17 protein-coding genes and 1 pseudogene are annotated in these 19644 nt (G+C 70.8%); 10 read left to right on the forward strand and 8 right to left on the reverse strand.

Annotated elements, in window-relative coordinates:
* Window positions 1-160 precede the first annotated feature (160 nt).
* Window positions 161-571: pseudogene (locus Raf01_RS14270) on the reverse strand (ChaB family protein); the annotation flags it as partial.
* Window positions 572-749: 178 nt separating this feature from the next.
* Entirely contained in the window at window positions 750-1358 is a 609-nt protein-coding gene (locus Raf01_RS14275) for a hemerythrin domain-containing protein (protein ID WP_203918321.1), read from the reverse strand.
* A gap of 185 nt (window positions 1359-1543) precedes the next feature.
* On the opposite strand from Raf01_RS14275, the gene Raf01_RS14280 reads away from it, so the two are divergent.
* Both Raf01_RS14280 and Raf01_RS14285 read left to right on the forward strand, forming a co-directional pair.
* The gene (locus tag Raf01_RS14280) at window positions 1544-2878 is read left to right on the forward strand and encodes a M20/M25/M40 family metallo-hydrolase (RefSeq protein ID WP_203918322.1); all 1335 of its coding nucleotides are present in this window, start codon (window positions 1544-1546) and stop codon (window positions 2876-2878) included.
* A gap of 32 nt (window positions 2879-2910) precedes the next feature.
* Window positions 2911-3576 (forward strand): hypothetical protein, encoded by a 666-nt coding sequence (locus Raf01_RS14285; RefSeq protein WP_203918323.1) that lies wholly within the window; start codon window positions 2911-2913, stop codon window positions 3574-3576.
* A gap of 99 nt (window positions 3577-3675) precedes the next feature.
* On the opposite strand, the gene Raf01_RS14290 is transcribed toward Raf01_RS14285, so the two are convergent.
* Window positions 3676-3867 (reverse strand): DUF5703 family protein, encoded by a 192-nt coding sequence (locus Raf01_RS14290; RefSeq protein ID WP_203918324.1) that lies wholly within the window; start codon window positions 3865-3867, stop codon window positions 3676-3678.
* Window positions 3868-3900: 33 nt separating this feature from the next.
* Window positions 3901-4872, reverse strand: coding sequence for an aldo/keto reductase (locus Raf01_RS14295; protein WP_203918325.1), 972 nt, complete (start codon window positions 4870-4872; stop codon window positions 3901-3903).
* Window positions 4873-5153: 281 nt separating this feature from the next.
* Here Raf01_RS14295 and Raf01_RS14300 point away from each other — a divergent pair, with 281 nt between their 5' ends.
* From Raf01_RS14300 to Raf01_RS14330, 7 genes are all read left to right on the forward strand, one after another.
* On the forward strand, window positions 5154-6206 hold the full coding sequence (locus tag Raf01_RS14300) for an LLM class F420-dependent oxidoreductase (RefSeq protein WP_203918326.1): 1053 nt from the start codon (window positions 5154-5156) through the stop codon (window positions 6204-6206).
* Window positions 6206-7033 (forward strand): undecaprenyl-diphosphate phosphatase, encoded by an 828-nt coding sequence (locus Raf01_RS14305; RefSeq protein ID WP_203918327.1) that lies wholly within the window; start codon window positions 6206-6208, stop codon window positions 7031-7033. The genes Raf01_RS14300 and Raf01_RS14305 overlap by 1 nt, the downstream gene beginning before the upstream one ends.
* A gap of 66 nt (window positions 7034-7099) precedes the next feature.
* The gene (locus tag Raf01_RS14310) at window positions 7100-7804 is read left to right on the forward strand and encodes an MSMEG_4193 family putative phosphomutase (RefSeq protein ID WP_203918328.1); all 705 of its coding nucleotides are present in this window, start codon (window positions 7100-7102) and stop codon (window positions 7802-7804) included.
* A gap of 52 nt (window positions 7805-7856) precedes the next feature.
* Window positions 7857-8405, forward strand: a complete 549-nt coding sequence (locus Raf01_RS14315; protein WP_203918329.1) for a DUF3090 domain-containing protein — start codon at window positions 7857-7859, stop codon at window positions 8403-8405.
* Window positions 8406-8416: 11 nt separating this feature from the next.
* A complete protein-coding gene (locus tag Raf01_RS14320) occupies window positions 8417-9220 on the forward strand; it encodes an SCO1664 family protein (protein ID WP_203918330.1) in 804 nt (267 codons plus the stop codon).
* A 183-nt stretch (window positions 9221-9403) separates the two neighbouring features.
* Window positions 9404-10660, forward strand: coding sequence for a cysteine--1-D-myo-inosityl 2-amino-2-deoxy-alpha-D-glucopyranoside ligase (mshC, locus tag Raf01_RS14325; protein WP_203918464.1), 1257 nt, complete (start codon window positions 9404-9406; stop codon window positions 10658-10660).
* A gap of 204 nt (window positions 10661-10864) precedes the next feature.
* Window positions 10865-12046, forward strand: a complete 1182-nt coding sequence (locus Raf01_RS14330; protein WP_203918331.1) for a hypothetical protein — start codon at window positions 10865-10867, stop codon at window positions 12044-12046.
* Window positions 12047-12216: 170 nt separating this feature from the next.
* On the opposite strand, the gene Raf01_RS14335 is transcribed toward Raf01_RS14330, so the two are convergent.
* The gene (locus tag Raf01_RS14335; RefSeq protein ID WP_203918332.1) at window positions 12217-13011 is read right to left on the reverse strand and encodes a GntR family transcriptional regulator; all 795 of its coding nucleotides are present in this window, start codon (window positions 13009-13011) and stop codon (window positions 12217-12219) included.
* A 191-nt stretch (window positions 13012-13202) separates the two neighbouring features.
* Window positions 13203-14075 (reverse strand): PAC2 family protein, encoded by an 873-nt coding sequence (locus tag Raf01_RS14340; RefSeq protein ID WP_203918333.1) that lies wholly within the window; start codon window positions 14073-14075, stop codon window positions 13203-13205.
* A gap of 451 nt (window positions 14076-14526) precedes the next feature.
* On the opposite strand from Raf01_RS14340, the gene metH reads away from it, so the two are divergent.
* Complete coding sequence (metH, locus tag Raf01_RS14345) at window positions 14527-18135, forward strand: methionine synthase (RefSeq protein WP_203918334.1); 3609 nt, start codon at window positions 14527-14529, stop codon at window positions 18133-18135.
* 38 nt (window positions 18136-18173) lie between these two features.
* On the opposite strand, the gene Raf01_RS14350 is transcribed toward metH, so the two are convergent.
* Complete coding sequence (locus Raf01_RS14350; protein ID WP_203918335.1) at window positions 18174-19400, reverse strand: tyrosine-type recombinase/integrase; 1227 nt, start codon at window positions 19398-19400, stop codon at window positions 18174-18176.
* 16 nt (window positions 19401-19416) lie between these two features.
* Window positions 19417-19632, reverse strand: a complete 216-nt coding sequence (locus Raf01_RS14355; protein WP_203918336.1) for a helix-turn-helix domain-containing protein — start codon at window positions 19630-19632, stop codon at window positions 19417-19419.
* Window positions 19633-19644: the final 12 nt, after the last annotated feature.

Raw genomic sequence — 19644 nt, forward strand, 5'->3', positions numbered from 1 at the left:
GGTCGCTCAATCCCGCGCGGTCGCGTACCCGCGCCTACCGGCCGCGGGGCGTGCGCGCGTTCGTTGCCTTCCGTGTACTGGCTGTCTTCCGCGCGTTCGCTGTCGTCCGTGCGTTGGTTGTCTTCCGTGCCTTGGCTGTGCTCCGCGCGTTGGTTGTGCTCCGTGCGTTGGCTGTGCTCCTCGTGGTCGCTGTCTTCCGCGTGTTGGACTTTTTGATCGCCTGGACCAGCTTGTCCTTCGTCATGCTCGACCGGCCCTTGATGTCCAGCCGGCGGGCGACCTCCAGCAGATGTTCCTTGGTGGCGTTCGCGTCCACGCCACCGGCCGTGGGTACCGGCTTGTCGCGAATCGACCGGGCTGCCTGCGGGTCGCTCGGGCCCTTGCGGCCCTTCTCCTCCCAGTGGTCCCCGACCTTCTCGAAGGAGTGCTTGAGCGCGGCGAACGCGACCCGATGGGCGCGCTGGCCCTCGCCGTACTCGCCGACAGCGGAATCGTGCGTTTTGATCCACGTGTCCTGCGCCTTCGGCGAGGAGCGACGCAGCGTGCTCGGGAGATCCTGGCGTGCCGGCACGGTACCCACCTCCGTGGCTCGGATGTCCTTACTCTTCCGGGCTTGCCCCGGCCACCGGGGAAGCAAACGGCCGCCCGGCGGGAGACGGCAGGAGGCGAGCAGACGACCGGCCGCCCGCGGGTGGATGGAAGCCCGCGGACGGCCGGCCGTCTGCCTGCCGGGCAAATGTGCGCCGGGATCAGGCCCGGGTATGCCGCCCGGTGAACACGTCGCGCACCTTGTCCACGACGCCCACGGCCGGTTCGACCACCTTGTTCCAGGGCGGGGTCGTCGGCGTCGCCGGATGCGGCCGGGTCGGCGCCGCGTCCTCGGCGATCTCCACGCGGTTGCCCAGCCGGATCAGGTCGGCGTCGCTCAGCGTCGCCCGCAGCCCGGGGAACAGCTCGCCTTCGCAGCGCCGGACGTGCCCGCGCAGCGATTCGCCGACCTGGTCGATGCCGCCGCGGTCGGAGGCCGGGCCGGACTCCAGCTCGCGCAGCGCGTGCAACAGGGCGACGTCCGCCTCGACCTCGGCCTCGGCCCGGTGCGCGCCGTCGGTCAGGGCGGCGGCGACGGCCGGGAACAGGTACTGCTCCTCGGCGGACAGGTGACGGGTGAGCGTGGCGGTCAGCACGCTGGTCAGTGACGCCATGTCGCGCTCGTCGACCGCGGCGGCGAGGCGGGCGTACAGGTCTTCGATGGCACGGTGCTCGTCGGTCAGGGTCTCCAGCATGCCGCGCCCGCCGGGGAGGGCGTCGGACTCGTCGACCCCGGGGACCGGCGGCAGCGGGGGCAGTGGCGAGTTCATGGCGCGGTGACTACCCGACCGGTACGAACGCCAAACTCTGGCTGGTCGCGACCGGTCGGACCGCGGCTGTGGCTGGGCGGCACGGTTCCGGCATCGGTCGGTACGCCCGGTGTGCCCGGTAAATTACCTGATCATGGGTGCCGCCCGCCGGGCCCAGGGCCGCCACCGGCTGGTATGAAGGGCCTATGACTGATGCCGCCACCCCGCCACGGCCAGAGGTCGCGGCCGTCGACGAGGTCGTCGACCTGTGCCGGGACCTGATCCGGATCGACACGACCAACACCGGAGACCTGGCCACCAGCGCCGGTGAGCGGGTCGCCGCGGAGTACGTGGCGGAGAAGCTGGCCGAAGTCGGCCTGGAGCCGGAGATCCGCGAGGCGGCGCCGGGAAGGGCCAGCGTGGTGGCCCGGTTCGCCGGCTCCGACCCCAGCCGTGGCGCCCTGCTGGTGCACGGGCACCTGGACGTGGTGCCGGCCGATGCCAGCGAGTGGTCGGTGGGGCCGTTCTCCGGCGAGGTGCGCGACGGGTACCTGTGGGGTCGCGGCGCGGTCGACATGAAGGACTTCGACGCCATGGTGCTCGCGGTCGCCCGCGACTGGCGGCGCCGGGGGGTGACGCCGTCCCGTGACCTGGTGCTGTGCTTCACCGCCGACGAGGAGGCCGGCAGCGACTACGGCGCCCGGCACCTGGTACGCAACCATCCCGAGCTGCTGGACGGGTGCACCGAGGCGATCGGCGAGGTCGGCGGGTTCTCCTACAGCGTCAGTGACGACCTGCGGCTGTACCTGATCCAGACCGCGGAGAAGGGCATCAACTGGCTGCGACTGATCACCAAGGGTCGGCCGGGCCACGGTTCGATGCTCAACGACGACAACGCGGTGACGGCGCTCTGCGAGGCGGTGGCCCGGCTCGGCCGGCACCGCTTCCCGATCGTGGTGACGCCGACCGTCCGGGCGTTCCTCGAGGAGATCTCCGAGGTGCTCGGCATCGCCCTGGACCCGAACGACCCCGAGGCGGCGATCGGCAAGCTGGGGCCGCTCGCGACGCTGATCGGCGCGACCATCCGCAACACGGCCAACCCCACCCAGCTGCTGGCCGGGTACAAGGCCAACGTCATCCCGGGCCGGGCCACCGCGACCGTCGACTGCCGCACGCTGCCGGGCAGCGCCGACGAGTTCCTGGGTCAGCTGCGCGAAGTGGTCGGCTCCGACATCGACATCGAGTTCATCCAGAACCAGGAGCCGCTGGAGACCACGTACGACGGTGCGCTGGTCGACGCGATGGCCGCGGCGCTGCGGGCCGAGGACGCGGGTGCGCGTCCGGTGCCGTACATGCTTTCCGGGGGTACCGACGCCAAGGCGTTCGTCGAGTTGGGCGTGCGCTGCTTCGGCTTCAGCCCACTGCGGCTGCCCGCCGACCTCGACTTCGCCGCGCTGTTCCATGGCATTGACGAACGCGTGCCGATCGAGGGACTACAGTTCGGCGTGCGAGTTCTCGACCGGTTCCTACGGCAAGCCTGACGCGTCCCACATCTGACTTTGGGGTATAGATCATGACCGATGACCAGTACGCCGAGCTGACCGTTGCCCTGGAGGCGGTCTTCGCCGCTGCCCGGGCTCACTTGGAGGCGGTCAAGGCAGCCGACGGCCGGATCGACGACGACGGCGTCTGGCGTGCCTACGTCGAGCTGAACAACGCCTCCTACGAGTACGACGAGCGGTTGCTCGACGCGTTCGGTGAGGTCACGCCGTGGGACGTGGACGCGATCGACCCGGACGAGGCCGACCGGCACTTCGGCGCCGGGCTGGACGAGGAGGACGCGGACACCGCGGACGACCCGCACCCGCACGTGCTCTCGATCCGGCAGCGCCGCGACTACCAGGTACCGAGCGTGGCCGCCCTGATCCGGGTGGCCGAGACGTCCCGGCAGTCGGCCGCGCACGCGGACGGCGAGCCGGAGGAGCCGGTGGAGTCGGTCAGCGAGGCGGTGCTGGAGTTGCTGCAGGCCGGGGACGGGTCGCTGGCCGCCCTGGACATCCCGGAGCTGGAACCGCTCGACGGCATCGTGACGGTGACCGAGGTCGAGGCGCCCCTGGATCTCGACGCCTACGAGGAGACCGACGGGGACGGCCCGTACCGGCTGAACGCGGGCGACCGGCTGGTGGGCCGGCTCGACGAGCACCCGTACAGCGACCTCAACGGCGTCGAAACCGCCTGAGCGCAGCCGGAGCCGGGTTGTGGCGGAGGCGAGCACAGGCTCGAGGTTTCCGCCTGAGCGCGCGGGAGTCGGTTTGTGGCGGAGGCGTCCGGCCCGGGATCAGTAGGAGATCCCGGGCTGCGGCGCCGCGCTCACCCTGCGCCGCAACAGCACCTTGCGCGTGCCGTCCCGGAACAGCTGGACGCGGGCCAGTTCCCAGCCCGCGAACTCCGCCTGGATCGCCAACTGCGCCGTGGCGGTCAACCGGTCGACATTCGGTGGTAACCGCAGCGGCGCGTATTCGTAGTCCATGTCCTGGATACTGCCCCGCCCGCGGTGGCGGCATCAACCCTGGCGCTCCGGGTAGCCGACGGTAATCGCCGAAACGTCGTCCAATGCCCGGCTGATCTCGCCCGGGAGAGTGATCTCTTCCACCTGCAGGGCTCCCAGCAACTGCCCGACCGACCGGGCGCCGAGCACCGGCGCGACCACCCCGGGCCGGTCCCGGACCCAGGCCAGCGCCACCTCCAGCGGCGAGACGCCGAGCCCCGACGCCGCGGTCACCACCGACTCGACGATCGCCGAGCAGCGCGGGTCCAGGTACAGGGAGACGAACAGTTCGAAGTGCGGGGAGGCGGCCCGCGAGTCGGCCGGGCGGCCGTGCCGGTACTTGCCGGTCAGCACGCCGCGCCCGAGCGGGGACCAGGGCAGTACCCCCAGCCCCAGCGTCTGGCAGGCGGGCAGCACCTCGCGTTCGATGCCGCGTTCCAGCAGCGAGTACTCCACCTGGGCGGCCACCAGCGGCGCCCGCCCGGGCCAGGCGGTCTGCCAGGTCGCGGCCTGGGCCGTCTGCCAGCCGGAGAAGTTGGAGATGCCCACGTACCGGGCCCGGCCGGTGGTGACCGCGTGATCCAGGGCGGACATCGTCTCGTCGAGCGGGGTCTCCGGGTCGTACCCGTGGACCTGCCAGAGGTCGACGTATTCCACGCCGAGCCGGGACAGCGACGCGTCCAGGCTGCGCAGCAGGTGGCCACGGGAGGTGTCCCGGCGCCGTTCCCGGCTCGGGCGCAGGCCGGACTTCGTGGCCAGCAGCACGTCGTCGCGGTTCACCACGCCGGTCAGCAGGTTCCCGATGACCGACTCGGCGTCGCCCTCGCCGTACACGTCGGCCGTGTCGATCAGGTTGCCGCCGGCATCGACGAACGTCTTGAGCTGGGCCGCCGCGTCATCAGCCTCGGTGTCCCGGCCCCAGGTCATGGTGCCGAGGGCGAGCCGGGACACCAGGAGTCCGGCGCGGCCGAGCGGACGTTGCTGCATGAGATGTGAAACTACATGGATCGCCAGCGGCAGCGCGGGAGCGCGGCCGTGATCAGGCGACTTGTCGTGCCGGAACGGTACCGGGCACGCCGCGGCCGGCGGGCCCGGTTGGGCCGGCTACCCTGGTGCGACCCGCCCGGCGTGTCCGCTGCGGCGCGACTTGTCGCCATCCGGACTCCGTCCGGGCGGTGCGGCAGGCCCGTCGGATGGCAGGCCCGTCGAACGGTGGGCCCGTCGGACGGCGGGGCGGAGTCGGAGCGGGGGGAGAGAGGGAGGTAGTCATGCGGCTCTCACTGAGCCTCGGGTACCAGACGGCGTGGACCACGCCGGCCGATCACCTCGCGTTGGCCCAGGAGGCCGACCGGCTGGGCTTCTCCTGCGTGTGGGCTGCCGAGGCGTACGGCTCGGACTCGGTGAGCATGCTCGCCTGGATCGCCGGCCAGACCGAGCGGATCGACGTGGGCGCCGCGGTGATGCAGATCCCGGCCCGCACCCCGGCGATGACCGCGATGACCGCCGCCACGATCGACACCCTGTCCGGCGGCCGGTTCCGGCTCGGCCTCGGCGTGTCCGGGCCGCAGGTGTCCGAAGGCTGGCACGGTGTACGGTTCGGCCGCCCGCTCGCCCGCACCCGCGAGTACGTCGACATCGTGCGGATGGCGATCTCCCGTACCGACGTCTCCTACGACGGTGAGTTCTACCAGCTCCCGCTGCCCGACGGCCCGGGCAAGGCGTTGCGGTTGGGCTTCCACCCGCTCCGCGACCGGATCCCCACCTACCTGGCCGCGGTCGGTCCGAAGAACCTGGAGCTGGCCGGCGAGATCGCCGACGGCTGGCTGGCTGTGTTCTACTCCCCGGAGTTCGCCGCCGAGCACCTGGCGTCGGTCGGCGCCGGTCGGGCGAAGGCCGGCACGACGATGGACGGCTTCGACGTGGTCCCGACGGTACCCGTGGTGATCGGCGACGACGTGGCGTCCTGCGCCGAGCTGGTCCGCTGGTACGCGGCCCTGTACGTGGGCGGCATGGGCAGCCGGAAGCAGAACTTCTACAACCAGCTGGCCGGCCGGATGGGCTTCGCTGACGCGGCGCGCGAGGTGCAGGACCTCTACCTGGCCAAGCGGCACCGGGACGCCGCGGCCGCGGTTCCGCTGGAGTTCATCGACCGGACCAGTCTGCTCGGACCGGTCGACCGGGTCGCCGAGCGGATGCGTGATTTCGCCGCCTCTGGGGTCACCACGCTGTCCGTGTCGCTGTTCGTCGCCGACCGCGAGTCCGGGGTGCAGACCCTGCGGCAGATCGCCGAGGCATTCGACGCATCGGGAGTAGGAGACTAGTGGAGCTGTGGAAATCCGTCGTGCTGGGCGTGGTGGAGGGGCTCACCGAGTTCCTTCCGGTCTCCTCGACCGGGCACCTGACGGTCGCCGAGAAGCTGCTGAGCCTGCCGGTCGATGACGCCTCCGTCACCGGCTACACGGCGGTGATCCAGGTCGGCGCGATCGTGGCGGCGATCATCTACTTCTTCAAGGACATCGTCCGCATCGTCAAGGGCTTCGTCCTCGGCCTGTTCTCCAAGCGCCACCGCGGCTTCGACTACCGGTTCGGCTGGTACGTGATCGTCGGCTCGCTGCCCATCGCGATCGTCGGTCTGGTCGCCCAGGACGCCATCACCGGTCCGCTGCGCAATCTCTGGGTGGTCGCCTTGGCGCTGATCCTGTGGAGCGCGGTGATGGTGTACGCCGAGCGGGCCGGCCGGCAGACCCGGGGCGAGCGGTCGACGAAGTTCAGCGACGCGTTGATCATCGGTATCGCGCAGAGCGCCGCGCTGTTTCCGGGCGTGTCCCGCTCCGGTGCCACGATCTCGTTCGGGTTGCTGCGCGACCTGGACCGGGTGACGGCCACCCGGCTGTCCTTCTTCCTGGGCATCCCGGCGCTGCTCGGCGGCGGGGTCTTCGAACTCAAGGACGCGCTGACCGGCCCCTCGGTCGGGGTACCGGCGCTGGCCGTGGGCACGATCGTGAGCTTCATCGTCGGGTACGCGTCGATCGCCTGGTTGCTGCGCTTCGTCGGCAAGCACTCGCTGGTCGCGTTCGTCTGGTACCGGGTCCTGCTGGGCGCGGCGCTGGTCGTGGCGCTCGGCACCGGCGTCCTGGCCGCCACCTGACCGACCGCAAGCCGCGGGCCGGCCTCGGTGCGGTGGAAAGTCGACTCGGCCACGTAATCTTGCCCGGTGGCGACCGTCATCTTGCTCCGGCACGGCCGGACCTCCTCCAACGCCGGGGGCGTGCTCGCCGGCCACCAGCCGACCGAGTTGGACGAGGCCGGCCGGGCACAGGCCCTGGCGGTGAGCCAGCGGCTGGCCGCGGCCGGCCTGCCGTTGGCCGCCGTGGTCACCAGCCCGCTGATCCGGTGCCGGCAGACCCTGGAACTGGCCCTGCCGGGCGTCGAGCCGGCCGTCGACGAGCGGCTGGTCGAGTGCCGGTACGGCGACTGGGAGGGCCAGCAGCTCAAGACTCTGGCCAAGCAGCCACTGTGGCGTACGGTACAGGCGCACCCGAGCGCGGCCACCTTCCCGAACGGGGAGTCGATGGCCGCCATGTCCGCCCGGGCGGTGGCCTCGATCCGGGACTGGGACACAAGGGTGACGGCGGAACGCGGACCGGACGCGGTGTGGCTCGCATGCAGCCACGGCGATGTGATCAAGGCAATAGTCGCCGACGCGCTGGGCATGCACCTGGATCTTTTCCAGCGGATCTCGGTCGATCCGGCCTCGGTGACCGTCCTCCGGTACACCCCTCTGCGCCCCTTTCTGCTCAGGGCGAACGACACCGGTGGCGACCTGTCCGGGTTGCGCCCGCCCAAGCGTCGCCGTCCCCGCCGGGCGACCAGCTCAGACGCCGTGGTCGGTGGGGGAGCCGGGCCCGCCGGTGGGTGAGCGGCACGCCTCCGCTCGGCAGCGCCGGTAGCGACCGGATAGGGTCGCAGGTATGACCCGTCAGGTGTATGCGTTCGAGCCGCCGGAGCGGTTCGTGGCGGGGACCGTGGGCCCGCCGGGCGAGCGGACGTTCTACCTCCAGGCCCGGGGCGACGGGCGGCTCGTGAGCGTGGGGCTCGAGAAGGTCCAGGTGTCGCTGCTCGCCGAGAAGCTCGACGAACTGCTGGGGGAGGCCCACCGCAGGTTCGGCGTGATCCTGCCCGAGACTGAGGTCGGGCCGCTGGACAACGAGCCGCTGGACAACCCGGTCGACGAGGAGTTCCGGGTCGGTACCCTCGGGCTGGCTTTCGACGTCGACAGCAGCACCGTGGTGATCGAGGCGATCGCGGCCGGCGAGAACGACGAGGACGAGGAGGAAGCCGAGGAGGAGTCCTCCGATCTCGATCGGCTGCGGGTGCGGCTCACGCCGGCCGCGGCCCGCGAGTTCATCGATCGGGCCCGACGCGTGATCTCCGCCGGCCGGCCACCGTGCCCGCTGTGCGGCCAGCCGCTCGACCCGAACGGGCACCTCTGCCCGCGCAACAACGGCTACCACCGCTAGATGGTCCGGCGATGACTGCGCTGTCGGAGTCCGACGCGCTGGATCTGCTACGCAACGGCCGGATGGAGATCGAGGGTCGGCTGGCCGAGGCGTCCAACACGACACTGCGGGCGATTCTCGAGTTGGACGGCGTCTCCGCCCGGTGCGTCTACAAGCCGATACGCGGCGAGCGTCCGCTCTGGGACTTCCCGGACGGTACCCTCGCCGGGCGCGAGGTCAGCGCGTACCTGGTGGCGCAGGCGACCGGATGGAGTTGCGTACCGCCGACCGTGCTGCGGGAGCGGGGACCACTAGGCCCCGGCGCGTGCCAGCTCTGGATCGACGAGCCGACCGACGGTGAGCCGCTGCTCGGCTTCGTACCCCCCGACGAACTGCCGAGCGGGTGGCACCGCATCATGCGGGCGCACGACGAGGACGGCACGCCGTACGTGCTGGCTCACGCCGACGATCCGCGCCTGTCCCGGTTGGCGGTGTTCGACGCGGTGGTGAACAACGCCGACCGCAAGGGCGGCCACATTCTGTCCACAGTGGACGGAGGGGTGCGCGGAGTCGACCACGGGGTCTGCTTCAATGTGGAGCCCAAGCTGCGGACGATCCTGTGGGGCTGGATCGACGAGCCGCTGCCGAACGACACGGTGGAGGTGCTGAGCAAGCTGCGCGCGGAACTGCTCGGCGCGCTGGGCAACGCCTTGGCCGAGCACCTGACGGTGACCGAGGTCGACCAGGTCGGGGCGCGCATCGACGCCCTGCTGACGTCCGGCCGTTTCCCGGCGCCGAGCGAGGACTGGCCGGCCGTACCGTGGCCGCCGGTGTAGAGCCTGGCCGGCGGGTACCGTGGCCGCCGGTGTGAGCCGGCTCCGGTGTGGGCCGCTTCCGGTGTGAGCCGGCTCCGGTGTGGGCCGCTTCCGGTGTGAGCCGCCTCTCGAACGGGCCGGTGAGAGGGCCGTGCTGGCCGGCTCCCCGTAGCAGGCGAAATGGAAGATCGTAGGCTGGTGGGCATGGAGTCCTGGATCGCGCCCGAGGTACCGCGGCTGCCCGGAGTGGGGCGGCCGCTTTCGTTATTCGATTCGGCCCGTCGTGGGGTGCACCCCACCGAGCCGACCGGGCCGGCCCGGCTGTACGTGTGCGGGATCACCCCGTACGACGCCACCCACCTCGGCCACGCCGCCACCATGATCACGTTCGACGTGATCAACCGGATGTGGCGGGACGCCGGACATCCGGTCACCTACGTCCAGAACGTCACCGATGTCGACGATCCGCTCCTGGAGCGCGCCGCGCGGGACCACGAGGACTGGGTCGTCCTGGCGATGCGGGAGACCGCGCTGTTCCGCGAGGACATGGAGGCGCTGCGGATCATCCCGCCGGCGCACTACGTGGGCGCGGTCGAGTCCATCCCGGCCATCGTGGCCCGGATCAACGAACTGGCCGACGAGGGCGTGGCGTACCGGCTCGACGACGGTACCGGCGACGTGTATTTCGACCTGACCCACTCGCCCCGGTTCGGGTACGAGTCGAACCTGTCCCGGGACGAGATGCTGACGCTGTTCGCGGAGCGGGGCGGTGACCCCGACCGGGCCGGCAAGCGCGACCGGCTCGACCCGCTGCTGTGGCGCGGCGCCCGGGAGGGAGAGCCGTCCTGGGACGGCGGGCCGCTGGGTCCCGGCCGGCCGGGCTGGCACATCGAGTGCGCGGTGATCGCGCTGAACCTCATCGGCGACCGGCTCGACGTCCAGGGCGGCGGCAACGACCTGCTCTTCCCGCACCACGAGATGTCCGCGGCGCACGCCGAGACGATGAGCGGCCACGCGCCCTTCGCCAGCCACTACGCGCACGCCGGCATGATCGGGCTGGACGGCGAGAAGATGAGCAAGAGCAAGGGAAACCTGGTCTTCGTCTCGCGGCTGCGGGCCGACCACGTGGACCCGATGGCTGTCCGGCTCGCTCTACTCGCCGACCACTACCGCGCCGACCGGCAGTGGACCGACGACCTGCTCAAGGTGTCCGAACAGCGGCTGGCCCGGTGGCGGGAGGCCGCCGCCGCACCGTCCGGCCCGTCGGGAGCCGACGTGCTCGCGGGGGTACGGGAGCGGTTGGCCGACGACCTCGACGCGCCGGGCGCGCTGGCTGTCGTGGACGCCTGGGCCGATGCCACGCTGGCCGGCGGCGGTGACGATCCGGAAGCGCCGGCGCTGGTGGCCGCGACGGTCGACGCTCTGCTGGGGGTACCGCTGGTGGGAGAGCCGCAGGTCTGACCCCGGGCGGGGTCGCCGGCGGCACCCGTTGGCCGGCCCTGGTTGGCCGGCGTTCGTTGGCCGGCGCCTGTTGACGGGCCCTCGTTGGTCGGTGCTCGCCAGCCGTCGGTGGTCGGTTCCCGGGTTGAGACCGGATGCCGACAGCGATCGAAGCGATATATATACATGCTTCGATTACTGTCCCGACTCAACCCGGAGGGCACCATGCCCGATGAACGTCCAAGGCGCTGGACATCGCGCCTGCTCGCCGGTCTCACCGCGGGCCGCGCTGTCGTCGTCCGCGCTGTCGTCGTCCGCGCTGTCATCGCCCGCGTCGTCTCCGCCGTCTCCGTCTCCGCCGTCTGCGCCGCTGTCGTGGCCGCGCCCGTTGTCGTCGCGGCGCCGGCCGCGCACGCGGCGGTGCCCGACACCCTCGGATTCGCGTTGTTCACGCCGGTCAGCGTGACGCTGCCCGACGTCTGGCCGGCCGGTACCTCGGTCGCCGCCGTCGCGCCCGGGCACTATGCCGTGCGCTTCCCGGGCCAGGCGGCACGGGGCGGCGTGGTCCACGTGACCGCGGTCAACGACACCCCGCACTGGTGCCAGGCGGAAAAGTGGACCACGTCCGGTGCCGACGAGATCGTGTACGTCGCCTGCTACAAGGCGGGTGGAACGCCCGATGCCTCCGGCTTCAGCGTTCTGTTCACCAGTTCCACCGGCCCGCTCCCGCCGTCGCCCGGGCCGGTGCCCAACCGGTACGGGTACGTCGACGCGCAGGCCTCCGGCCTGATCAACAGCCAGTACAACTCCTCGGGCCTGGCCAACGGCGTGTCGCACACCGCGACCGGGGCGTGGCTGGTCAAGCTGCCCGGGCTGGGCACCCCCGCGCCTCGCGCCGGCAGTCTTCAGGCCACCGCCGTCAACGCCAGCGTCCCCGCCTACTGCGCGGTCGCCAACTGGGCCTCGACCGCCTCCGACCAGCAGGTCAAGGTGTCCTGCATCGACCGGGGAGGCTCACCTCTCGACACCGAGTTCACGCTCAGCTACCAGTACCAGGCGTCGCTGTACGGCGGCGCGTACCCGCCGAAGTACTTCGGCTACGTCGGCAACCTGCTGTCCATCGGACCGGTCGCCGGGCCGACGGACTTCAACTCGGTCACCGGTACCGCGTCGAACACGGTCACGCCCCTGGTCGTCGGCCAGTGGCTGGTGACCTTCCCGTACCTGGCGCAGCGGCCGGACAACGTGCAGGTCACGGCGCTCGCCGGCCGGGCGACGTTCTGCGCGCTGACTCAGCCGTGGGTGGTCAGTGGCGCGGACACCGTGGTGAAGACGGTCGCGTGCTACACGGTGGCGGGTACGCCGGTCGACTCGCCGTTCCTGATCAGCGACAACTCGGCGTTCTGACGGGCGGTTGTTCCGCTCGGCCAGGGTGGGGCGGCCTCTCGCCGCCCACCCGGCGTCGGGTCTCGGCGTCCAGCCTCGGCCGGACCTCGGCGCCGGCGTGGCCTCGGCCCCGGTCTGGCCTCAGCGTCGGCTGGCCTCGGTTCCGGTCCCGCCTCGGTTCCGGTCTAGCCTCAGCCCAGCGTCAGGCCCGGCTCGTCGTCCAGGGCATCGGGCCGCGCGGCCGGGATCCGGTACTCCTCGCTGAGCGCGGTCATCGGTCCGGGCCACGTCGCGACCGCCACCTCGATCGGCCGGTGTTCCGGGTCGTAGGCGATGTGCAGCAGGTGCAGGACCGGCGTGTCCGGTCGGATCTGCAGGATCTCGGCCTCCTCGCGGCTGGGCAGGCGCGCGGTGACCTGGTCGGTCGCTGTGGCGTACCGGCGGCCGGTGACCTCTTCGACCTCCTGGTACAGCGGCCGGCCGAACGCCTGCATCCGCTCCAGGTCGGTACCCGCGGTGTCCCGGGGCAGCAGCCAGGAGGCGCCCGTCTCGACCGGGGCGTCCTGCGTGCGTACCAGGTGTCGACGCGCCACCAGCTCGGTGCCCTCCGACACGCCGAAGGCGTCGGCGATCTCGGCCGGCGCGGGGGAGCGGCCGACCTCGACGAGCTGCTGCCGGTACCGGGCGGCGAGGTCGGCGTGGTACCCGCGCTGGATGCCGTACCGGCCACGGGACAGCCGGTTGAGCCGGCGCCGGGTGCCGCGGACGTAGGTGCCGGAGCCGGGCTTGGTGATCAGCAGGCCCTCGATGCGCAGCTGGTCGATGGTGCGCTGCACGGTCTGCTTGGCCACGCCGTACATCTGGGCGATGGCCGGGATGGAGGGCAGGCGCTCTCCGGCGGCCCAGTCGCCGCGCCGGATCCGGGCCCGCAGCTGTGCGGCGATCTGCCGGTGGGGGTGCTCGGCGGCACCGGGATTGATCTCCATCGAGGGAGTGTACCTAGCCTCCTAGGACGGGATAGGGGCGATGAGGTGCGACACGCCGTCCGGAATCGGGCACGGGTCATCCACGACCGGGTTGGTTGGACCGGGGTGCTTCGGTTGAGCCCGGTGAGCGGCTGTGGGCCAGCGTTGGCCGCCTCTGGCGGAGTCAGACCGCGCCGAGTCAGACCAGCCGGTTACCAGCCTCCGCTGGCCGCCGGACCCGATGAACCGCCGCGGCGACGCAGGTACTTCTCGAACTCCTGAGCGATCTCGTCACCGGACAGCGGCTGGAGCCCCTCGTCGCCGACCCGCTCCTCCAGTTCGCGGACGTACTCGGCCAACTCCGCGTCCTGCTCGGCAGCGGCGCGCAGGCGCTCCTCCCACTCCGCCGACTCCTCGGCCAGGTCCGCCATCGGCACCGGCAGGTCGAGCACATCCTCGACCCGGTGCAGCAGGGCGAGCGTCGCCTTCGGGCACGGGGGATTGTTCGCGTAATGCGGCACATGTACCCAGAAGGACAGGGCGTCCAGTTCGGCGCGTACGCACGCCTCGTGCAGGACCCCGACGATGCCGGTGGGTCCGTCGTACCGGGTGGGGGTGAGGCTGAACCGCTCGGCGATCTCACGGTTGGCGGCACTGCCGCTGATCGGCAGCGGCCGGGTGTATGGCACGTCGGCCAGCAACGCGCCGAGCAGCACCACCCGGTTGACCTCCAGGCTGTGGCACAACTCGAGGATCTCGTTGCAGAAGGTGCGCCAGCGCATGCTCGGTTCGATGCCGCGGATCAGCAGCACGTCCCGCTCCGTCCCGGGCGGGTTGGCCACGGAGAATCGGGTGGTCGGCCACTCGATGCTGCGGGTCTCCCCGTCGGTGAGCGACACGATCGGCCGGTTGACCTGGAAGTCGTAGAACTCCTCAGGGTCCAGCGCGGTCACTGGTTTCGCCTTCCAGACCTGCTCCAGGTGCTCGACCGCCGCGGTGGAGGAGTCCGCTGCGTCATTCCAGCCCTCGAACGCGGCGATCGCCACCGGGTCTCGCAGGACGGGCAACCCGTCGAACTCGGTCATTCCGGCTCCTCGCCGGGCCCGCCGCCGGTCTGGCCGACGATGCTGGCCCATCTGGGTCGCTCACAGCGGTAGTTCACGCCTCCCAGCCTACGGGCAACCTGGATGGTCGGCAGTAAAGGCCGCGCCGGTCCGCCGATGGCCCCGCGTGTCCTGCCCCACTGGCCGGCAAGTCCGGCGCCCAGGATCCCGGCGTCCGCCGGACCGTCGCCGAACGGTCGCCGGATTGCCGCCCGGCCGCCGCCGTACTGCCGTCGTTTTGCCGCCGGGCCGGCCGCCGCTCCGCCCGCAGGGCCGCTGCCCGCACGCGTGGGCACGCCGTGACCGGAACCCGTGACCACGGCCGCGGTGGGTCGGCGATCAGGGCTGTGAGCAGGCCGCGAGCAGCGGCGCGACCTGCCCCGTGGGTTCGCCTGTACCGTCTCGGGCCGGGGCCACCCACTACCCTGGATTGATGGCCGATTCCCTACTCGCGGCGCTCGCGGGCAGGGTGCTCGTCGCCGACGGCGCGATGGGCACCATGCTCCAGGCCGCCGATCTCACTCTTGACGATTTCGCGGGCTACGAGGGTTGCAACGAACTGCTCAACCTGACCCGGCCGGACGTGGTGCGTGGCGTCCACCACGCGTACCTGGAGGCCGGGGCGGACTGCGTAGAGACCAACACGTTCGGCGCCAATCTCGGAAATCTGGGCGAGTACGGCATCGTGGAGCGCATCAGGGAACTCTCCGAGGCCGGTGCGGCCCTGGCCCGGCAGGCGGCGGACGAATGGTCCACGCCGGAGCGGCCGCGTTTCGTACTCGGTTCGGTCGGACCCGGCACGAAGCTGCCGACACTCGGTCATGTTCCGTACGCCGTGCTGCGCGACACGTACCAGGAGAATGCCGCCGGCCTGCTCGCCGGTGGTGCCGACGCGATCATCGTGGAGACCTGTCAGGACCTGCTCCAGGCCAAGGCCGCGCTGCTGGGCGCGCGCCGGGCGATGGCCGCCGAGGGCCGTGCCGTGCCGCTGATCGGCCACGTCACCGTCGAGACCACCGGCACCATGCTGCTGGGCAGCGAGATCGGGGCGGCGCTGACCGCCCTGGAACCGCTCGGCCTGGACCTGATCGGGCTCAACTGCGCGACCGGTCCGGCCGAGATGACCGAGCACCTGCGGTACCTGTCGCGCAACTCCGGCGTGTCGCTGTCGGTGATGCCCAACGCCGGCCTACCCCAGCTGACCGCGGACGGCGCGGTGTACCCCCTGACCCCGGACGAACTGGCCGAGGCGCTGCACCGGTTCGTCACCGAGTATGGTGCCGTGCTGGTCGGCGGCTGCTGCGGTACCACTCCGGCGCACATCCGGGCGGTGGCCGAGCGCGTGAGGGACGCCGTGCCGGCCGATCGCGCCGTGCCCGGTGGCGCCGTACCCGATGAGGCCCTGTCCGATCGCGCCCCGGCGGATCGTGCGGCCCAGGCCGAGGCCGGAGTCTCCAGCCTGTACCACCACACCTCGTTCGCCCAGGACGCGAGCGTGCTGATGATCGGCGAGCGGACCAACGCCAACGGTTCCAAGGCGTTCCGGGAGGCGATGCTGGCCGGCGACTTCCAGTCCTGCGTGGAACTGGCCCGGGACGCCGCGCGCGACGGTTCGCACCTGCTCGACCTGTGCGTCGACTACGTCGGCCGGGACGGTACCGCCGACATGCGCGAGATCGCCGGCCGGTTCGCCACGGCATCCACCCTGCCGATCATGCTGGACTCCACCGAGCCGGCGGTGATCGAGGCCGGCCTGTCCATGCTCGGCGGCCGGTGCGTCGTCAACTCGGTCAACTTCGAGGACGGCGACGGGCCGGGCTCCCGGTACCAGCGGGTGATGCCGATCGTGCGCGAGCACGGCGCCGCGGTCGTCGCGCTGACGATCGACGAGGAGGGGCAGGCGCGTACCGCGGAGTGGAAGGTCCGGGTCGCCAGCCGGCTGATCGAGGACCTGACCGGCCGGTGGGGCATGAAACTGTCCGACATCCTGGTCGACTGCCTGACGTTTCCGGTCAGCACGGGCCAGGAGGAGACGCGGCGGGACGCGATCGAGACCATCGAGGCGATCCGGGAGATCTCCCGCCGGTACCCCCAGGTGAATTTCACCCTCGGCATCTCCAACGTGTCGTTCGGCCTCAATCCGGCCGCCCGCCAGGTGCTCAACTCCGTGTTCCTGCACGAGTGCCGGCAGGCCGGCCTGACCAGCGCGATCGTGCACGCCTCGAAGATCCTGCCGATGTCCCGCATCGCGGACGAGCAGCGCGAGGTGGCCCTGGACCTGGTCTACGACCGGCGCCGCGAGGGGTACGACCCGCTGCAGCGGTTCATCGAGCTGTTCGAGGGCGTCGACGCCGCTTCGGCGCGCGCGTCGCGGGCCGAGGAACTGGCCGCGCTGCCGCTGGCCGAACGGCTGGCACGGCGCGTCGTCGACGGCGAACCGAACGGCCTGGAGGCAGACCTGGACGCCGCGCTGGTCGACCGTCCGGCTCTGGCGATCATCAACGACACGCTGCTGGCGGGCATGAAGACCGTCGGCGAGCTGTTCGGCTCGGGTCAGATGCAGTTGCCCTTCGTCCTCCAGTCCGCGGAGGTGATGAAGAAAGCCGTCGCGTACCTCGAACCGCACCTGGACTCCACCGACGAGGCCGGCAAAGGCACCATCGTGCTGGCGACGGTCAAGGGCGACGTGCACGACATCGGCAAGAACCTGGTCGACATCATCCTGTCCAACAACGGCTACACCGTCGTGAACATCGGCATCAAGCAGCCGCTGACCGCGATCCTCGACGCCGCCGAGCGCAACGACGCCGACGCCATCGGCATGTCCGGCCTGCTGGTGAAGAGCACGGTCGTGATGAGGGAAAACCTCGAGGAGATGGGCAGCCGGGGCGTGGCGCAGCGATGGCCGGTGCTGCTCGGGGGTGCGGCGCTGACCCGGGCGTACGTCGAGGACGACCTGCGCTCGATGTACCCGGGGCAGGTCCACTACGCCCGGGACGCGTTCGAGGGGCTGTCGCTCATGGACCGGGTCATGGCCACCAAGCGGGGCGACGCGGTCGCGGTCGACGGGCAGCGGGAGGCGGTCCTTGCGGCACGCCGGCAACGGCGGGAGCGGCAGCGCGCGCTGGTCGACGCGACGCTGCCGGACCTGGCCGACGACTCGGTGCGCTCGGACGTCGCGGCCGACGTGGACGTTCCCCGGCCGCCGTTCTTCGGTACCCGGGTGGTCAAGGGCATCCCGTTGGCCGAGTACGCGGCGTTGCTCGACGAGCGAGCCACGTTCCTCGGGCAGTGGGGGCTGCGCGGCTCGCGGGGCGGTTCCGGACCGTCCTATGAGGAGCTGGTGGAGACGGAGGGGCGGCCACGGCTCCGGTACTGGCTGGACCGGCTGGCGGCGGACCAACTGCTGGAGGCCGCGGTGGTGTACGGGTACTTCCCGGCCTACTCCGAGGGCAACACGCTGGTCGTACTGGACGAGAACGGGCGCGCCGAACGGGCCAGGTTCACGTTCCCGCGCCAGCGCCAGGAGCGGCGGCTGTGCCTGGCGGACTTCTTCCGTTCCCGGCCGGTCTCCTCGCGTTCCGGGTCTGCCGCCGGTGACCCGGCCGGGCTGGATGTGGTGGCGTTCCAGTTGGTGACGGTGGGGCAGCCGGTCAGCGAGTTCACGGCGAAGCTGTTCGCCGGCAACGCGTACCGGGACTACCTGGAGGTGCATGGCCTGTCGGTGCAGCTGACCGAGGCGCTGGCGGAGTACTGGCACCGACGGATCCGCTCGGAGCTGACGCTGCCGGACGGCCGGGCGCTGGTGGACGAGGACCCGGCGGACCTGGACGGCTTGCTGCGCACGGGATACCGGGGCTGCCGGTACGCGTTCGGGTACGCGGCCTGCCCGGATCTGGAGGACCGGGCGAAGCTGGTGGACATCCTGGGTGCGGACCGGATCGGGGTACAGCTGTCGGAGGAGTACCAGCTGGAGCCGGAGCAGTCGACGGACGCTCTGGTGGTACACCACCCGGAGGCCAACTACTTCAACGCCAAGTAGCGCGGAGAGAGCCGTTGACCAGGCAGAACGCTTTTTGATCACGCTTCCAGGCCGTGTACAGGCCGTGCCGCCTTGGTTGGGCCGTCAAACGCCCGATCGATGGCGCGACGGGTACGGTCCTCGCTGGTCGGCATCAGATGCGTGTAGACCCGGAGGGTGAAGCCGGGGTCGGCGTGACCGAGATAGAGCGAGAGGGCCTTGATGCTCTCTCCGGCATCCAGCAGGACCGAGGCGTAGGTGTGTCGAAGCACGTGCATGCCGTTCTGCCTGGTATCCGAAATCCCGGCGGCCCGGATCGCGGGCTTCCAAACCTTGGTGTTGAAGCCGCTGCGACCGACCGGATCACCGTGCCCGGTGGACAGGTAGAGCGGCACCGTGACCGGTTCGCCATCGAGAGTGGCCCACGGCAGGGTCACCAGGACCGGTGCGTACTGTTTGGCGTGCTCGACGAGTCGAGTGCTCACGGAGTCCGGTAGGGGAACCTCACGGAGCTTGCCCCCTTTGGGTGGAGCGAAGATCATTCGACCTCGGACGATTTTGATCTGCCGAACCACATGCAAGATTTGCCGGTCGGTGTCGATGTCGTTCGGGCTGACCGCGAAGATCTCACCTTGCCGCAGGCCGCAGCCGGCACCTAGGTCAACTGCGACCCGATACCGGGGGGTAATGGCGGCCCGAAACGCGGTTCGCTGTTTGCTCGACCAAGGGACGACCTTGGCCGGGACATAACGGGGCGCCTTGACGGTCTTGACAGCCAGTGGGTTGCTCAGGATCTTCCGGTCATCAACGGCGGCGTTGAGAACCATGGACAGGTCGTTGAAGAGGTTGCGGCGGTAACTGGCCGCCAGTCCCGACTCCTGTAGGCGGTGCTGCCAGGCACGACCGGTGGCCGGTTGAATCGCGGCCAGGGCCAGGCCACCGAGGGTGGGGAAGACGTGCAGTCGGAACTGTCGCTCCAGGCGTTCGCGGGTGGACTCGTCACACGTAGCGGCGGCGAAGTACTCGTCGGCGTAGGACTTGAGGGTGAGCCGGCCAGCGTCCGGGTCGATATAGGTTCCCTTGAGCAGGTCGGCCTGAACGCTGTTGAGAAAGGCTTGCGCTTGACGCTTATGCCGGTCAGGGAACGACTCAGACTTCTCCTTGCCCTCCGGTCCGAGGTAGCGCACCCGGTAGCGCATGCCCTTGCCACAGCCAGGCTTAGGCACCTGAGTCGCCTTGTCGTCGATGATGACGGTTCGGTACCAGCGGTCTTCGATGTGGGCCATGGGATTCCTCTCTGAGTCAGGCGGCGGCCTGGTTGGCGAACCAGGCGCGTACGGCGGCGGGGTCATAACGAAGGTGCTTGCCGAGCCGAACAGCTGGAGGACCGGTTCGGCATTTGCGCCAGTACCGCAGTGTCTCGACGGGTACGCGCAGATATCGGGCCACATCAGTAACAGTCCACAGGGCTTCCAGGTCGGGTGGTGTGGAATCGAGTTGAGTAATTGGCTCGCTCATCGAGCCTCTCCT

Origin of the sequence: Rugosimonospora africana, assembly GCF_016862975.1 — a bacterium.
Lineage (GTDB): Bacteria > Actinomycetota > Actinomycetes > Mycobacteriales > Micromonosporaceae > Rugosimonospora > Rugosimonospora africana.

Bases quoted from the DNA above. Each gene is read 5' to 3' on its own strand.
- Raf01_RS14275 (WP_203918321.1), bottom strand. From the start codon at position 1,358: ATGAACTCGCCACTGCCCCCGCTGCCGCCGGTCCCCGGGGTCGACGAG.
- Raf01_RS14280 (WP_203918322.1), top strand. From the start codon at position 1,544: ATGACTGATGCCGCCACCCCGCCACGGCCAGAGGTCGCGGCCGTCGAC.
- Raf01_RS14285 (WP_203918323.1), top strand. From the start codon at position 2,911: ATGACCGATGACCAGTACGCCGAGCTGACCGTTGCCCTGGAGGCGGTC.
- Raf01_RS14290 (WP_203918324.1), bottom strand. From the start codon at position 3,867: ATGGACTACGAATACGCGCCGCTGCGGTTACCACCGAATGTCGACCGG.
- Raf01_RS14295 (WP_203918325.1), bottom strand. From the start codon at position 4,872: ATGCAGCAACGTCCGCTCGGCCGCGCCGGACTCCTGGTGTCCCGGCTC.
- Raf01_RS14300 (WP_203918326.1), top strand. From the start codon at position 5,154: ATGCGGCTCTCACTGAGCCTCGGGTACCAGACGGCGTGGACCACGCCG.
- Raf01_RS14315 (WP_203918329.1), top strand. From the start codon at position 7,857: ATGACCCGTCAGGTGTATGCGTTCGAGCCGCCGGAGCGGTTCGTGGCG.
- Raf01_RS14320 (WP_203918330.1), top strand. From the start codon at position 8,417: ATGACTGCGCTGTCGGAGTCCGACGCGCTGGATCTGCTACGCAACGGC.
- mshC (WP_203918464.1), top strand. From the start codon at position 9,404: ATGGAGTCCTGGATCGCGCCCGAGGTACCGCGGCTGCCCGGAGTGGGG.
- Raf01_RS14330 (WP_203918331.1), top strand. From the start codon at position 10,865: ATGCCCGATGAACGTCCAAGGCGCTGGACATCGCGCCTGCTCGCCGGT.
- Raf01_RS14335 (WP_203918332.1), bottom strand. From the start codon at position 13,011: ATGGAGATCAATCCCGGTGCCGCCGAGCACCCCCACCGGCAGATCGCC.
- Raf01_RS14340 (WP_203918333.1), bottom strand. From the start codon at position 14,075: ATGACCGAGTTCGACGGGTTGCCCGTCCTGCGAGACCCGGTGGCGATC.
- metH (WP_203918334.1), top strand. From the start codon at position 14,527: ATGGCCGATTCCCTACTCGCGGCGCTCGCGGGCAGGGTGCTCGTCGCC.
- Raf01_RS14350 (WP_203918335.1), bottom strand. From the start codon at position 19,400: ATGGCCCACATCGAAGACCGCTGGTACCGAACCGTCATCATCGACGAC.
- Raf01_RS14355 (WP_203918336.1), bottom strand. From the start codon at position 19,632: ATGAGCGAGCCAATTACTCAACTCGATTCCACACCACCCGACCTGGAA.